The organism is Actinophytocola sp., assembly GCF_036002505.1.
Taxonomy (GTDB): Bacteria; Actinomycetota; Actinomycetes; order Mycobacteriales; family Pseudonocardiaceae; genus DASYTH01.
Genome location: NZ_DASYTH010000283.1, coordinates 1 through 15,225 on the forward strand (window position 1 = coordinate 1; position 15,225 = coordinate 15,225).

The following is a 15,225-nucleotide window of genomic DNA, read 5'->3' on the forward strand; positions in this document are numbered from 1 at the left end:
CTCCGCCTCCGGTATCACCTCGACCAGCCGGTCGGCCAACTCCCGATCAGGCGCAAAGTTGCACGCGCCGCCAAGGAAATAGTCATAGATCCGCGCGAGATTCGGCTTGTCGACGTCGATGCTCGCCACCAGCCGGTCAGGAAGTTCGTTCGGCACGCTATAGCCTGACCACCCCGCCGGGCCACCACCTCCGGTGGTCCTCGGCACATGGGCTGGGTCTCCTGGGCGGAATGGTTCCATCAGTATTTGATAGCGATGCCGGTTTCCTCAGCCGGCCAGCCGCGCGATCGGCCGGCGGACGGCGGCGAGCATGGTGTAGCCGGCCCCGACCAGCCAACCGAGCACGACCGCCCACATCAGCCCGTCGATTCCGAACCGGAGGCCGAGCAGATAGCTCAGCGGAATGCGCACGACGAGAAAGGACAGCACCGTGCAGATCAGCGGCACGACGGTGCGCCCGACCCCGTTGAATCCCCCGTGCGCCAGGACCATGTAGGTGTACAGCGCGAAGAACGGGAACGTGATCAGCAGATATCGTGCCGTCAGGGCCCGCAGTTCGGGATCGGTCGTGAACAGCGCCGCGACCGTGGACCGTTGGGTCACCAGCACCGCGGACGCGACCGCGGTGAGCGCGAGGCCGGCGGCGACGCACTCGGACACGCCGCGGCGGATCCGCTCGGCGTTGCCGGCGCCGCTGTTCTGCGCGACGAAGATGGTCAGTGCCCCGGAAAGGTTCACGAACACCAGCCCGGCGAAGAGCTCCAGCCGGCCGACGATCGTGGACGCCGCCAGCACCTGCGTTCCGTAGGGTGCGACGACCCAGATCAGCGCCATGATGCCCAACGCGATCGCGACGTGCTGAACGGCGATCGACCCGCCCAGCCGCGTCGCGGCCACCAGTTCGGTGGCAACCTCGGCCTTCGGCGGCCGCACCGGGGCGGACCGGTGCCGGCGCAGCACGTACCGGACGCCGGCCACCGCCGCCACGACGCTGGCGAGCACGGTGGCACCGGCGGCACCGCCGACCCCCAGCCCGAACGGGCCCACGAACAGCCATGCCAGCACCATGTTCAGCCCGTTGCTCACCGCCACCAGGATCATCGGAACCGTGGCGTCGCCCAGCCCGCGAAGGTAGCCGATGACCGCTCCCTGGGCGAAGACGGCGACCGACCCGGCGGATATCACCAGCAGGAAGGTCCGGCCGTCCGCGGCCACCTGGCCGGTCACGCCCATGACGGCCATCGCCGGCCCGGCAGCGGCGACCGCGACCAGGAAGGTGGCAGCCGCCCAGCCGAGGGTGAACAGCGCCAGCGCCATGGCCACCGCTCCGGTCGGCGGCACCGGCCGGCCGGAGCCGGTCAACTGCCCGATCCTGATCGAGAACCCGCCGACCATGCCGACGAACACGGCGACCGGCAGGTAGAACACCGGGAACGCCGCGCCGACCGCCGCGAGCCCCCGGGCGCCGGCGAAGTTACCCAGCACCGCGCTGTCGACCACCAGATATCCCTGCGAGAGCACGTCGGCGGCGGTGAGCGGCAGCGCGAAGCGGACCATCGCCGGCAGCACCGGTCCGGTGGTGAAGTCCTTCGCGGGCCCGGCTTTCATCCGATGGTCACCGGCTCGGGTTCCGCGGCGTCCGCCACGCCGAGCCGGTCGAGATGATGGGCGACGGCCTCGACCGACCGGTCGGTGAGCATCATCGCCGGGTCGAACCGCACCCCGAAGTAGGCGGACAGGTTGTTGGCGATGCCCAGGGCGGTGATGGAGTCGCCGCCCAACTCGAGGAAGTCGGCGTGGATGTTCAGCGTCGGGTATCCGAATGCCTCGGTGAGGCATTTGGCCACGACCAGCTCGGTGGGGGTGTACCCGCCCCCCGGCCGGCCGGTCAGCTCCACCGGCACGGAGTCGATCCGCTTGCGGATCCGGCCGATGGTCTGCTGGAGAATCCTCTCCTGGGCCGCGACGGAGGCCTGGACCGCCTCGGTGACCTCCGGGGACAGTGCGATGGTCGACGACAGTAGCCGGTCGGTGTACGGGCCGGCGTAGTTGATCTCGCCGGCCAGCAGCCGGGTCCGGGTCGAGCGCATGGCCTGGTCGAACAGTTCCATCGCCACGACGGTGGGCAGCGACTTGAAGACGGCGTCCATCACGGCGTTGGCCTCGACCGCCATGCCGGTCTCCTTCCAGGAGTACCAGTCGATGGCCAGTACCCGGCAGGCCGGATTCGCGTTGACGCGGGCCAGGTTGTCCAGGTACGCGTTGGCCGCGGCGTAGTCGCCCTGGCCGGCGGACGGCAGGACGGCGGCCACCGACGCGAAGTGCACGATGAAGTCGGGCCGGTCGTCGCGGGTCAGCGCCTCGAGGATGAAGGCGCCGTGCAGCTTGGGCCAGAGCACCGTGTCGAACGCCTCGATGGTGCGGAACATCAACGGCTCGGCGATCGCCACACCGGCCGCGTGGACGATCCCGTCCAGCCGGCCGAACCGCCGCCGGATCCCCGCCAGCACGGCCGCCATCGCCTCGGTATCGGTGGTGCTGGCCCGCACCACCTCGACCGTGGCGCCCCGGTCCAGGCACTCCCGCAGGATGGCCACCCTGGCGCGCAGCCGCGTGTCGTCGCCCGCGGCGACGGCCGCCCACTCCTCCCGCGGGGGCAGCCCCGACCGGCTCGCCAGGACGAGGTTCACCCCGGGGGTGGCGGCGAACGCCCGGGCCACCTCGAGCCCGATACCGCCGGTGCCACCGGTGATCAGGTAGGTGCCGCCCGGCTTGAGGTACTCACCGGCGCCGGGTGGCGCCACCTGGTGCACCTCGCTCAGCGTCTCCCGGAACCGCTGCCCGCCACGCCAGGCCAGCACCCCCGGGTCGGTCGCCGACAGCTCGTCGCGCATCGCGGCCGGTGGTGCCCCGCGGTCCACGTCGACCAAGCGCACCCGCAGGTACGGGGACTCCGCGGCGATCCCCCGGGCCAGACCGACCAGGGTGCCGTTCTCCACCACCACGCCGGGCTCGCCCTGCGTGGTGGCCACGGCCCGGCGGGTGAGGATGACCAGGGTGCCCTCCACCCCGGTCAGCATCATCGCCTTGGCGAGCAGGAACAGGCTGTGCAGGTTCTTGTGCAGCCGCCGGTCCAGCTCGGCCAGGTCACCCGCCGGGGACTCGTCGAACGCGAGCGCGTGCACCACATGGGTGAAGCCGCCGTCCATGACCAGGTTCGCCACCCGTTCCAGGTCCTCCTCGTCGAGCCGGAAACCGGTCCGCGGATCGAACGGTTCGTCGGCGAGGGTGAGCACCCGGGCGTCGGGCAGCACCGCCGAAACGAACGCGGTGGCCGCGCCGTCCGGATCCGCCAGGACCAGGAACCGGGCCGGCTCGCCGGCCGGCGCGGGCGGCGGCACCGGCACGAAGGACACGTCGTGGGCGACCGGGTGCGTGTCGGGCACCGCGCCGGCCGGTCGCTCCCTGGGTTCCGTCTCGGGTATGTCGACCCAGCAGCGGTGGGCCTCGAACTGGTACGGAACCAGGTGGACGATCCGTGGCCGCCGGGCGAGCGGTTCGCCGAGCAGGTCGGTCGACGCCGCACCGGCCGCGACGGCCCTGGCCTCGATGTCGGATCCGTCCACATAGGACGAGGCCAGCGCGGCCAGCGCGGCGCGGCGGTCATCGGCCGGCCGCGTGGCGTCGATGCTGGCAGTCGTCTGGCGGTCGAACGCGGGCAACCGCTCCCTCAGCTCGTCCACACTGGACACGACGAGCGCCAGCCGGTGCCGGTGCCCGCCGCGCGAGATGTTGGTGGTGTAGCAGAGGTCGGCCAGGTCCACGTCGTCCAGCCGGCCCGAGCGCAGGTCTTCGGTCCATGCCTGGACGAGCGCCGACAGCGCGGACTCGGTCCGGGCGCTGAGCGTGAACAGGTGTGGGGTGCCCGGCCGGGGCTGCGCAGCGCCGGGCGCCGGGTGGTACTCCTCGAGCACCGCGTGCGCGTTGGTGCCGCCGAGCCCGAAGGCGCTGACCCCGGCCAGGACCGGGGCCTGCTCGAGCGGCAGGGCGGCCGGTGAGGTCGGCAGGTAGACCGGCGACTGGTCGAAGGGGATGCGCGGGTTGGGTGTCTCCAGGTTGGCCACCGGTGGGATGGTCCGCCTGCGCAGGACGAGGGCGGTCTTGATCAGGCCGGCGATGCCGGCCGCCTCCAGCAGGTGGCCGATGTTGGCCTTGACCGCGCCGAGCGCGCAGAATCCCCGCTTGTCGGTGTACCGGCCGAAGGCCAGGCGCAGCCCTTCGATCTCGACCGGGTCGCCCGTCCGGGTGGCGGTGCCGTGCGTCTCCAGGTACCGGATGCCGGTCGGGTCGACGACACCGTCGGTCCAGGCGGCGTCGAGCAGCCGGGCCTGGGACCGCGCGTCGGGGTGGGTGAGGTTCTCCGTGTGCCCGTTGTGGTTGACGGCGCTGCCCTTGACCACGGCGTAGATCTGGTCACCGTCGGCAATGGCCGCATCGAGGCGCTTGAGCACGACCGCGCCGGAGCCCTCGCCCAGGCCGGTGCCGTCGGCGCGCTCGTCGAAGACGCGGGTCATCCCGTCGGGCGACTCGAATCCCACCTTCATGGCCGGGTGCTGCTCCGGGACCAGCACGACCCGCGCACCGGCCACCACGGCCAGCTCGCACTCGTCGTGCAGCAACGCGGTTTTCGCCTGGTGCAGCGCGACGATGCCGGAGGAGCAGGCGGTGTCCACCACGACGCTGGGCCCGGTGAGATCGAATTGGTGTGACAGCCGGTTGGCCATCATCGACTGCAGGTTTCCCATCAGTCCGATCTGGCCGAGCGCCCGGTCGATGAGACCGAGATAGTTCAGGTAGGTGTATCCGGACGTGGTGGAGAAGCCCACGAACATCCCGACTCGCCGGTCCTCGCCGCGGGCTCCGGTGTAGCCGGCGTCCTCCAGCGCCTCATAGGTCGTCTGGAGCACCAGCCGCTGCTGCGGGTCGCTGAGGCTGGCCTGCTTGGGGGTCATTCCGAAGAACCCGTAGTCGAACTCGTCGATCCGGTCCATGAAGCAGCCGTCGAAGTACTCGACCGGCACGGGATCGGGCGTCAGGCACACCTCCCGGATCAGCCGGAGGTACTCCCCGATGTCGGCGCCGCGCTGGGTCGGGAACGGGCCGGACGTGCTGCGCCCGTTCACGATCAGGTCCCAGTAGTCGCGCTGGTCCCGCACGCCGGGCCCGTGTACCGCCAGGCCCACTATCGCGATGTCCCTGTTCATGCCTGCCCGCCGATCTCGGAGATGAGAGAAGTGAGAGCCGTGCCGTTGACCTCGATGAACGAGGTCACTCCGGCCGCCCGCATGGTGTGGATCGTGCGTACCCACTCCACCGGAGTGCTGATCTGCCGGCTGAGCAGGTCGACGGCGTGCTCGGGGTTGAACCGCTCGCCCGTGACGCTGGAGATGACCGGCAGCTGCTCCGGCTTGAGCTGGAGCTGGTTCTGATTCAGGAATCCCCTGAACGCCGTCGCGGCCGGCGCCATCAGCGGGGTGTGGAACGGTCCGCTGGTCTTCAGCGGGGTGACGACCACCGGCATCCGCCTGGTGAGCAGCCGGCCGGCCAGGACCAGCTGTTCGGAGTTGCCGGCGATGACGGTCTGCCGGTCGGAGTTGCGGTTGGCGATGAACACCTGAGAAAGCCCGGAGCCGCGCAGGGCGCTCGCCACGTCCGCGGTCGGCGCGCCGACGACCGCGGCCATGCCGCCGCCGATGGGGCTCATCACGATGGCCCGGCGCTTCACGATCGTCAGGGCAGTCATCAGGTCGAGCAGACCCGCGGCCACCAGGGCGTTGTACTCGCCCAGGCTGTGCCCGGCGGCATGGGTGAACGACGCGCCGTCGGCCGTCAACCGCATCGCGGTGAGCGCGTTCACCAGAAAGATCGCTGGCTGGGCGTACCTGGTCTGGGCCAGCCGGCCGTCCGGATCCTCCCGGCACAGCCGCGCCACCGGGTAGCCGAGCACCCGGTCGGCCTCGGCGACCACCTCGGGGAACTGGTCGAACAGGTCGGCACCCATACCGGGACGCTGGCTGCCCTGCCCGGGGAAGATCAGGCCGTTCATCGGGTGTCTCCGTTCCGGTCTCCGGATGGGCGAAGCAGGCGGCCGGAACGCCGCCCCGCCGTCAGCCGCCGCAGGTCGGTCTGAAGTGCGCGCAGCGCCTGCCGTTCACGGGATTTCATGGCGGCCAACATGCCCCGCAACTCGTCGGCGCTGGTGGCGCTCATGCCGTTCTGGAGGCGGGTGGTCTCGTCCAGCAAGGTGACGAGCAGGTCGGCGTTGGCGGCGAACGCGGACACGATCCCGGCGTCGTGGGTCGTGTGGGCGAGGAACCGGCGGAAGAAGTCGCGCGAGCCGGCGAGCAGCACCAGGCTGTTGAGGCTCGGCCGGCGGTACCACTCCGGGAACCGGTCCCGCTCGCCGGCGAACGAGTCGGCGATGACGTCGTACACCTCGAACCCGTCCCGGAAGCCGTCGAGCCAGTCGATGTACCGGGTCTCGATCGCGCCGACGTCGGGTGTCGCGCGGAACTGCCGCAGTGACTGGCAGATCAGGAACCACCGGTCCGGGTCGGCCGGGTAGGCCGAGGTGAACACGTCGAACGCGACCACGAACGGGTGCAGGTTGCCGGCACTCGTCGTGTCGACGATCAGCACCTCGCGGGCGTCCGCGGTGATTCCGCAGCACATGAAGGAATGCAGGAGGAAATACTCGTCGGGCCGGGTTCCGTCCCGGCGCATCCGGTCGACCCAGAAGTCGAAGTGACCGCGCGGCGCGTAGAACGACACGGGCCGGTCGGCGTCGATGGCCGCGCGCAGGAACGCGGCGGCGTCGGCCAGGTCGACCTTCGGCGTGCTGTCGACGGCGAGCCCGAGCAGCCCGAGGTCCTCCTCGTTGACGTAGTGGCAGGGGTAGGACCAGCGGTCCTCCTGCCTGGCGTGGCAGTGGTGGTGGATGTCGTGGGTCGGTTCAAGCGCCCGGTACATCAGCAGGTCGACGGCCGGCGTGCACCGCCCGGCCATCGCGAGCAACTGCATCGTGCGGCAGTGCATCTGGTTGAGCCAGTCCCGGTTGACCAGCAGGTCCAAATTGGAAATTGTCCGCATGGGCGATCGCTGTTCCGCCTCTCCGGAATTTACTGCTGTCGTTGCGTTCCGGCGCTTGGTGCGGTTGTCGGGTTGATGGTGGCTGGGTTGCGTCACGGTCCCCTGAGGTGTGGTTGGCAGGGTCGCGGCCTGATCTGATCTTGAGGTTGGCACAGGGGTTGTCATGCGGTGGCCTCCACAGGTTTTCGGCCCTGGATGAACACGGCCGCCCGTTCGGCGATCATGATCACGGTGGCGTGAATGTTGGCCCGGACGTTGTCCGGCATGATCGACGAGTCGACGACCCGCAGACCGTCCACTCCGTACACCCGGCCCGCCTGATCGACGACGCCCATCGGATCGTCCGATGTGGACATACGGCACGTGCCGACGGGGTGGTAACCGGTCGACGCGGTGCGGAGGATCCAGTCGTCGAGTGCCGGCTCGTCGTTCATCGCCGCCGGGTCCGGGCCGCCGGTACCGGGCTCGAGCAGACCGGCCAGCGGCTCGGTCGCGGCGAGGGCGGCGCACCGGCGCAGCGCGTCGCGCTGCCGGCGGCGGTCCCACCCGGCGGTGTAATACCGGAGATCGAGAACCGGCGGAACCTCCGGATCCGCCGACACCGGTCGCAGCTCGCCGCAGCTGATCGCGAGGTTGACGGTCGGACGCATGAAGAACTCGCGCCTCGGCTCGTCCACCCCGGCGTAAACGATCATGTCGTTGGCGCGGTCCGAGCCGGTCGCGGTGTACCGCAGGATGACCTGCAACGGATGCCGCGAGTTGTCCGTGGTCACCGATGGCCGCAACGGCCAGCGCAACTCCGTGGTCACGTGATCGCGCAGGTTCCGCCCGACGCCCGGCAGATCGACCAGGACGCGGATCCCCAGCGGCCCCAACGCGTCCGCCGGACCGATCCCGGACCGCAGCAGGATCTGCGGTGAACCCAGCGCCCCGGCGCACACGATGACGTCATGTCCGGGCACGGTCCGCCGCCCGCCCGCGGCGATCACGTCCACGCCGACCGCCCGGCCGCGCTCGACGACGACCCGGTCCACCAGGCAATGCGGCAGGACCGTCAGGTTCAGCCGGCCGCGGGCCGGGTTCAGGTACGCCAGCGCCGTACTGCACCGCAGGCCGTCCACGTCGTTGTGCGGACACGGCCCGACGCCGGTGCTGCCCGGCCGGTTGTGATCGGGGCAGTCGGGATATCCCCGCGCCAGGGCGGCCTCGTGGAAGGCGTGCTGGTCCACCGACCAGCGCTGCCGGGGGTAGCGCCGCACGATGATCGGTCCGCCGGTTCCGTGGTACTCGTCGGCGAAGTCGGTGTCGGATTCCAGCCGGCGGAAGAAGGGCAACGCCGCATCGAAGCTCCACAGATCCAGGCCCGCGGCCGCCCACGACGCCAGGTCGTCCGGCTCGGGCCGCAGAAAGACCTGACCGTTGACCGCCCCCGAACCACCGACGACCTTGCCCTGCGGCAGGTGGATCGTGGCGTGGTCGGTCGCCCGGGCGCGGTAGTTCCAGTCATGGGTGGCCGTAGCCAGGGTGCGATCGGCCGCGCCGTAGCTCTGCCGGATCTCGGTCGGCACGGTGGCGGGCTCGGGGTAGTCCGGGCCGGCCTCCAACAGCAGCACCCGGCACGCCGGGTCCTCGGTCAACCGGGCCGCCAGCACCGACCCGGCCGAGCCGGCGCCCACGATGATGTAGTCGTACGGCTGCACGGCGCTCACCCGGTCCGCACCGTGTCGAATCGCGAGCGGTGCCCGAGCGCCTGCAGGCATTCCCGGGTGAACAGCCGGGCGCCCAGCCCGGGGCCGTAGTCGAGGATGCCATCGGGCACGCCGGTTCCGAGCGCGTCTCGGACGATCGCCGGCCAGTCGAGCGGGCGGCAGATGACGTGTTCCACGAAATCCCGCCGGACGCTGCGGGAGCTTTGCAGGTTCCGCACCGTGTCGGCGCCCCAGACCGGCAGCGCGAGCTGATCCCCGGTGATGTCGAAGTCGCCCCGGGACCAGTCCGCCTCCATCCGCTCGGCCACCGGGCCGAGCAGCCGGCCGTGGTATGGCGTCCGGCAGGTGAGGAACGACCAGTGGGCCCGCTGCGCGGTGAGGAAGTCGTGGTTGTCGAGCCGGAACTCGGCCAGCGCGCCGGCCGGCCCCACCAGCACGGCCGATCTCGGCGAGTTGACGATGCCCACCTCGACCGGACGCGCGCCCGCCCGCTCGTTGCTCGCCGCGACCGCGTCCCGCACGGCGTCGACGTCGACACCGAGGATCGCCGCCATCGGGGTCGGCGCCGCGGCGGCGGGGAACCGGGACAGATACCGGGCCGCCGTGTCCGGTTCGCAGCGCATCGCGGCGGTGTTCTCGTGGCAGCGCAGCATGATGAGCGTGACGGTCGCCAGCGCATCGTGGCTGACGTCCAGGAACTCGCGCCGGTTGTCGATGCGCATACCGGCCACGGCCGCCGCGAACAGGCCGAGGCTGTACCCGAGCATGCCGGTGGCCGGCGTCCGCAGGTGCGGCGGCCCTGATCCGCGGCGGTGCGGCTGGAGCAGGCAGAACTGCCAGATCAGCACGCAAATGCCGTCGACGAGCGAGTGCGCGAGATCGCCGGGAGACGGTTCGGCGGCGCCACTGAGCCATTCCTTCAGCGGCAGGCCGTTCGGCATGTGCGGGCGATAGGAATCCTCACCGGCCCGGTCAAATGCGGCCCGCACGGCATCAAAGGCAGCCGCGAAAAGCTGGCCGCATTCCGGCCTGCGGTACAGCTCGCGCAGTGTGGGTAGTAGCGGACTGCCACCGGCCGCCAACCCGCTGAACAATAGCAACGCAGCCATATCAGGCTCCACTTGCTCCGCGACGGCATGAATCTGTCCTAACGGGACGCTAGGTTGGTCCGACGGGTGTTAACAAGGAACTTTTCTGAGTTTTAACGTTCGGGCGCGCCGCAGCGCCGATACCATCGGTCCTATGTGGGCGTTGGGTAGAAGCCTGGTTCGCCGTCGAGCGGCACAGGTTCCGGCGGGTGCGCTGGGCCGGGAGCGCCGCCGCGAACCCAGCCGTGTCTTCAGCGACGTTCGGGAATTTTCCGCAGCTGTCGGCGAACACCTCGGCTGGTCCGAGCCGGTTCTCATCGAGCAGCGACACATCGACCAGTACGCCGAGTTCTGTGGTGACCGGCAATGGGTCCACGTCGACCCCGAGTTGACCCGTGCCAATGGTCTCGACAGAACCATCGCCCACGGGTTCATGGTCCTGGCTCTGCTCAACGACGTGATCGAAGACGTCTACCGGATCGACGGCCTCGCGGTGGGTCTCACCTGTGGCGTGGAGCGGGTGCGGTTTCCCGCTTCGCTTCCGGTCGGCTCGCGGGTGCGGGCGGGCGTCGAGCTGCTGTCCACAACGGACTCCGCACACGGGTGCCAGGCCGTGCTGCACGTCGTGGTGCGGGCCGATGACATGGACCGGCCGGTGTGTGTGGCCGACCTCGTCATCCTGCACGTCCCGGCCTGACCGGGTCCGCCAGCCGGCCGGTGGCCAGCCGCTCCAGCAACGCGGCGGCGACATCACCGTCCGGGTACCGCCGGAACTCCGCCTGGATGCGCCGGGCCGCGGCCCGATATGACCCGTCGGTCAGCACGGTGCGCACGGCGGTGGCGATCGCGCTCTCCGTCGGGCCGACAGTCCGCAGGTCGATTCCGGCCCCTGCCCAGCCGACCCGTGCGGCCACGTCCGGCTTGTCATGTCCGGCCGGCGCGATCACGACCGGCACGCCGTGTGCCAGTGCCGCTTTCGTCCCGTTGAAGCCGCCATTGGTGATCATCACGTCGACGTGCGGCAGCAGCAGGCTGTGCGGGATGTACCGCTCGACCCGGGCGTTGGCGGGCACCCCGACGAGCTCGCCGGGGTCGCGGGTCGTCACCACCACCAGCCCGTCGAGGCCGGCGAGCGCCCGCAGCGCCGGCTCGATGAGCACAACCGGATGATCGGTGACCGTGCCCTGGGTCACGTGGACCACCACCCGCGCCCACGCCAACTCCGGCCACCACGGGGGCAGCGCGGCCTCGGCCGGCGCCGCCGGCAGCAGCGGGCCGGCGAAGTGCACGTGCGACGGCCACGGCCGACGCGGGTACTCGATCAACGGGGTGCTCGCCTGCAGGTGCAGCTGATCGGAGATCATGTGGTCGAGCGGGCTCGTCCCGGCGGGTAACCGGGGCAGGCCGAGCGCGGCCCGCTGCCGGGCGTACAGGTCGGTGGCTTCCCGCATGACGAAGCGGACCACCCGGTTGGCCAGCCGGCAGTAGAGCCGGCCGAACGGTCCGGCCGGCGGCGGCCGGCCGGTGCCGTACAGCGGCGTGTCCGGGCTCATCGCGTAGAACGGCGTCGTGCCCAGCGTCGCCCACGGAACGCCGTGCCGCTCGTGCAGGGCGCGCGCGCCGAACGAGCAGGCGTCGACCAGCACGGCGTCCACCGGGTCCGCCAGGGCGATCGCCTCGTAGTCGGCGAGCTGTCCGGGCATCCGGTCGAGGACGTGGTTTCGCAGCGCCGACACCAGCGCCGCGCCGCCCCGCGTTCCCGGATCCGGCGCCAGCGGGAGCTCGTCGAAGCCGATCGTGTGCCGCCAGCGCACGAACTGGGCCCCGGTGTTGCGGATGACGGTCTCCGCTTCCGGCCCGCTGTGCCAGGTCACCCGGTGCCCGCGGGCCAGCAGCGCGGTGACGACCGGAACGGCGGGATGGACGTGACCGGGTTCCGGCATCGTGGCGACAAGAAAATGGCTCATCGCACCTCGTGTGGTGTCTTCTCCCATTTCCCGGTGGTGGCGATCACCACGGCGTCCTGCCCATAATGGACAGTGACCGCGGCAACCGCGGTGCACCTGCCGAATCTTGAGCTGGAATTAACCTTGCCGCCGCTCGGCTCGCCTGACCAGTCCTCTCCCAGGAACACCGTCACCACCGGCTGGTCACCCGGGAGCGGATGCTGTTCAACAAGATCACAACGCCGGTGCTTGCGCGGCTTGCGCCGGCCAGGCCTGGAGACCCTCCCGGCGGCAGCTGAGCACGTTGGGCGGACCAGCGGGTCACGGAGAGGTGGCGGTGGAGTCAGTTGGGTCGCGGCCGGCTGTTCGTGGGGTTCGACGTGTATCTCGGAGCCTGCCGCCTGACGGTTGGAGTCCGGGGTGGCCGTTCAGAGCAGGCCGAGTGGCCGGAAGGCGATGATCCTGCTGCCTGCGGCGACGTAGTCGGTGTGGTTGGCAACCGACACACCGTTGCTGGCCAGCATGGCGATCGCGTCGGAGGCGCCGTCGGCGATCGCGACCGGCTGGTAGTGGACGCCATCGCCGATCGGCGCGAGCCACGCAGCGTGATCGGTGCCAGGCGCGAAGCCGACCATCAGCGTGCCCGGCGCGACATCGGCGTAGACCTTGCCGGCCGCGGGGTCGTAGGCTGTGGAGGAGCCGTTGCAGACCAGGCATGCGGCGCCGAGCAGGACCCGGCGCTCCCGCTGCAGCACGACCGGGTGCTCGATCAGACACGGGACGGACGGATCGCCAGATCGATGCCTACCAGTTCGTCCACGCGCTGCGGCAGGTTCACCGATCGGCGTGCATGATCCGCGACGCCCTCGACGGCGAGGCCCAGCAAGACGCCCGGCGCGCCGTGGCCGATTTCGAGGGCGCGGTGCCCGACGTGAAGAACGCCCGCGACGTCCTCGACCATTTCGACGCCTACGCCCAGGGCATAGGCGACCTGTCCCATCCCGGCGTCAAGCGCAGCAAGCGCGTGCGCAGCGAAGCCGCGGCACGCGAATTCGACCCGTTCTACGAAGACGGCGGCCCTGACCGCTACGTGATCCATCTCGGTGCGCTGGAGATCGAGGTGGCGGACCGCATCGGCGTCCCACCGGTAGAGTTCAACAAGCGCTGCATGCCATCCGGAGTCAGATCACCAGCCTGCTCCGCGATCGTCCACGAGTTCTTCCGCTCCGCACCCGACAACAAGCCCAACACATACAACCTCGCCCGGCGACGCGAGTCCGCCTGGGCGAAACGCCCGGCAAACGCCTCGTCGAACCCGGCCCGCCAACGAGACAGACGATCATCAGCTACAGTCCACGACGCGGCCACCGCGTCCTCTTCGAGATCCAACACTCCTTGAAGTTGATCACGCAGTGGCCGCACCCATGATCACGACACGCCCACCAAGATCACACCCTGCGGCTGCCGTACTAGGGATAGCGCCTCAGTGAGTACCGGACCCGTTCTTGTCTTTCTACGTGGTCGTGGTTCAGGTGGTGCCGATGCGATTGCCGTCGGGGTCGTAGATGTAGCCGTCGCTGCTGAACCAGCAACCGGGCACGCCGTTGTACTCGCCGTGGTAGCCGCCGGTAGGGAAATGGGGCGATGGCGGCAGAGTCGTCGGCCGCCGCGCGAGTGTCCAGAAAGACATCCCAGGAGCTGAAATGTCAAGCCGCAACGTTCTCGGTGTGATGCGACCAGGCGGTCGTCTCGTCGTAGAGGGTGCCGGTCTTGAGGCAGCCGTGCAGGATGCCCACCAGCCGGTTCGCCAGCTGGCGCAGGGCGGCGTTGTGCCCGGCCCCGCGGGCGCGCTGCCGGTCGTAGTAGGCCCGCGCTCCGGACGAGGCGTTCAACGCGGCGAACGCTTGGGCCATCAGCGCGTCGATCAGCCGGTCGTTGTGGACGAACCGGGCAAGCGCGACCTTCTTCTTGCCGGACGCGCGGGTGATCGGCGAGGTGCCCGCGTAGTTCTTGCGGGCCTTGGCGCAGGCGTAGCGGTCGGGGTCGTCGCCGAACTCCGCGAGCACCCGGGCGCCGAGGACCGGTCCCAGACCAGGCTGGGACCCGATGATCTCAGCGGCCGGGTGCCGCCCAAAATGGGTCTCCACCTGCCCCTGCAAGGTCTTGACCTGAGTGTTGAGCACGGTCAGGACCGCGATGAGCGCCTGGACCGAGGCGGCGTAGGCGTCCGCCACGATCTCGGGCTGGCCGAGGTGCTCGGCCCGCAGCGCGGCCTGGACGGCCGCGGCTTTCTCCGCGACGTTCTTGCGGCGCGCGCGTTTCAACGCCCGCTGATCTGGGCGATCGTCAGCCGGGCGGCCCGCGCCGGGGTAGGGGCCTTGGTCAGCAGTTCCAGAGTGTCGGCGGCGTCGAGGTCCTCGAACGCGACCAGCGCGGCGGGGAAGTAGTCGCGCAGCGCGTGCCGCAGCCGCTGGGTGTGACGGGTACGTTCCCAGATCAGCGTCTTGTGGATACGGGCCAGCACCTTGACCGCCTCGGCCTCGGGGCTGTCCCCGGCGACCGGCCGCAGCTCGTGGGAGTGGGTGCGGACCATGTCCGCCAGCACGTGCGCGTCACCGGCGTCGCTCTTGGCCCCCGACACCCCCAGCCGGTCCCGGAACCTGGCCGCCTGCAACGGGTTGACCGCCAGCACCGTGTAACCGGCCGCGACCAGGGCCGCCACCCACGGCCCCCGGTCGGTCTCGATCCCGACCAGCACCTCCACGTCCTCGGCGTCGGCGTCGCCGAGCCGTTCGCCGATCATCGCGTGCAGCCGGGCCATCCCGCCACGCCCTCGGGCAGCCGGGCCTTGGCCAGCCGGCGACCCGAGTCGTCCATCAGCTCGACGTCGTGATGGTCCTCGGCCCAGTCATCTCCCACGAACAGCCGCAACGGTCCTCCCGCTCTCGATCCCGATCAAACCTGTGCAGCCAGCGGGAGAACCATCAGCGACCTAATCAAGCAGTGCTTCCCGCCACGAACACGCGGGGCACGACATCCCAGCAGCGATCAACTCTCCCGGCCTATCGGCAGGGGCACTGTCTTTCGTCAGGACTCAACGTCCAGGAGACCGGAGTGCTCACCTGCCGACCGGCTACCACCAGGAGTGTGCCGGATGGCCACCCCCAGAACTGATTAGGAGCCGGCTGCACGACGAGACAGCCCTTGACCTGGGAATTCAGGGTGTGGTGGGTATGGCCCGCCGGCACCACCTTGAGCCCGGGCACGGCGGCGGTGATCTCACTGACCCGAGGTGAAACCGTCCCCGACGGGAAGCTGGTCTGTTTGCCACCT

Annotated in this window: 11 protein-coding genes and 2 pseudogenes; 1 reads left to right on the top strand and 12 read right to left on the bottom strand. The window is 70.3% G+C overall.

Annotated features, from left to right (window positions below):
* The 7 genes from VGR06_RS24755 to VGR06_RS24785 all read right to left on the bottom strand — a co-directional run.
* The coding region (locus VGR06_RS24755; protein ID WP_327561508.1) for an SAM-dependent methyltransferase at nt 1-240 on the bottom strand (240 nt) is incomplete at its 3' end.
* 27 nt (nt 241-267) lie between these two features.
* Complete coding sequence (locus VGR06_RS24760) at nt 268-1,608, bottom strand: MATE family efflux transporter (protein WP_327561509.1); 1,341 nt, start codon at nt 1,606-1,608, stop codon at nt 268-270.
* Nucleotides 1,605-5,264: an SDR family NAD(P)-dependent oxidoreductase gene (locus tag VGR06_RS24765; RefSeq protein ID WP_327561510.1), complete on the bottom strand. Its 3,660-nt coding sequence runs from the start codon at nt 5,262-5,264 to the stop codon at nt 1,605-1,607. Before VGR06_RS24765 ends, VGR06_RS24760 begins: the two co-directional genes overlap by 4 nt.
* Nucleotides 5,261-6,106 carry an ACP S-malonyltransferase gene (locus tag VGR06_RS24770; protein ID WP_327561511.1) on the bottom strand — a complete coding sequence of 282 codons (846 nt, stop codon included), beginning with the start codon at nt 6,104-6,106 and terminating at the stop codon, nt 5,261-5,263. Before VGR06_RS24770 ends, VGR06_RS24765 begins: the two co-directional genes overlap by 4 nt.
* A complete protein-coding gene (locus tag VGR06_RS24775) occupies nt 6,103-7,149 on the bottom strand; it encodes a hypothetical protein (protein WP_327561512.1) in 1,047 nt (348 codons plus the stop codon). Before VGR06_RS24775 ends, VGR06_RS24770 begins: the two co-directional genes overlap by 4 nt.
* 161 nt (nt 7,150-7,310) lie before the next feature.
* Complete coding sequence (locus tag VGR06_RS24780; protein ID WP_327561513.1) at nt 7,311-8,858, bottom strand: GMC family oxidoreductase; 1,548 nt, start codon at nt 8,856-8,858, stop codon at nt 7,311-7,313.
* On the bottom strand, nt 8,855-9,967 hold the full coding sequence (locus VGR06_RS24785; RefSeq protein ID WP_327561514.1) for a hypothetical protein: 1,113 nt from the start codon (nt 9,965-9,967) through the stop codon (nt 8,855-8,857). The genes VGR06_RS24780 and VGR06_RS24785 overlap by 4 nt, the downstream gene beginning before the upstream one ends.
* Nucleotides 9,968-10,100: 133 nt before the next feature.
* Between VGR06_RS24785 and VGR06_RS24790 the strand changes: the two genes are divergently transcribed.
* A complete protein-coding gene (locus VGR06_RS24790) occupies nt 10,101-10,643 on the top strand; it encodes a MaoC/PaaZ C-terminal domain-containing protein (RefSeq protein ID WP_327561515.1) in 543 nt (180 codons plus the stop codon).
* Here the strand turns inward: VGR06_RS24790 and VGR06_RS24795 are convergent.
* From VGR06_RS24795 to VGR06_RS24815, 5 genes and pseudogenes are all read right to left on the bottom strand, one after another.
* Entirely contained in the window at nt 10,621-11,913 is a 1,293-nt protein-coding gene (locus VGR06_RS24795) for a glycosyltransferase (RefSeq protein ID WP_327561516.1), read from the bottom strand. The two genes, VGR06_RS24790 and VGR06_RS24795, sit on opposite strands and share 23 nt — an antisense overlap.
* Before the next feature lie 407 nt (nt 11,914-12,320).
* On the bottom strand, nt 12,321-12,647 hold the full coding sequence (locus tag VGR06_RS24800; protein ID WP_327561517.1) for a hypothetical protein: 327 nt from the start codon (nt 12,645-12,647) through the stop codon (nt 12,321-12,323).
* A gap of 368 nt (nt 12,648-13,015) precedes the next feature.
* Nucleotides 13,016-13,227: pseudogene (locus VGR06_RS24805) on the bottom strand (transposase); the annotation flags it as partial.
* Nucleotides 13,228-13,420: 193 nt separating this feature from the next.
* Entirely contained in the window at nt 13,421-13,582 is a 162-nt protein-coding gene (locus VGR06_RS24810) for a hypothetical protein (RefSeq protein ID WP_327561518.1), read from the bottom strand.
* A gap of 16 nt (nt 13,583-13,598) precedes the next feature.
* Nucleotides 13,599-14,769, bottom strand: a pseudogene (locus tag VGR06_RS24815) (IS110 family transposase).
* Nucleotides 14,770-15,225 lie beyond the last annotated feature (456 nt).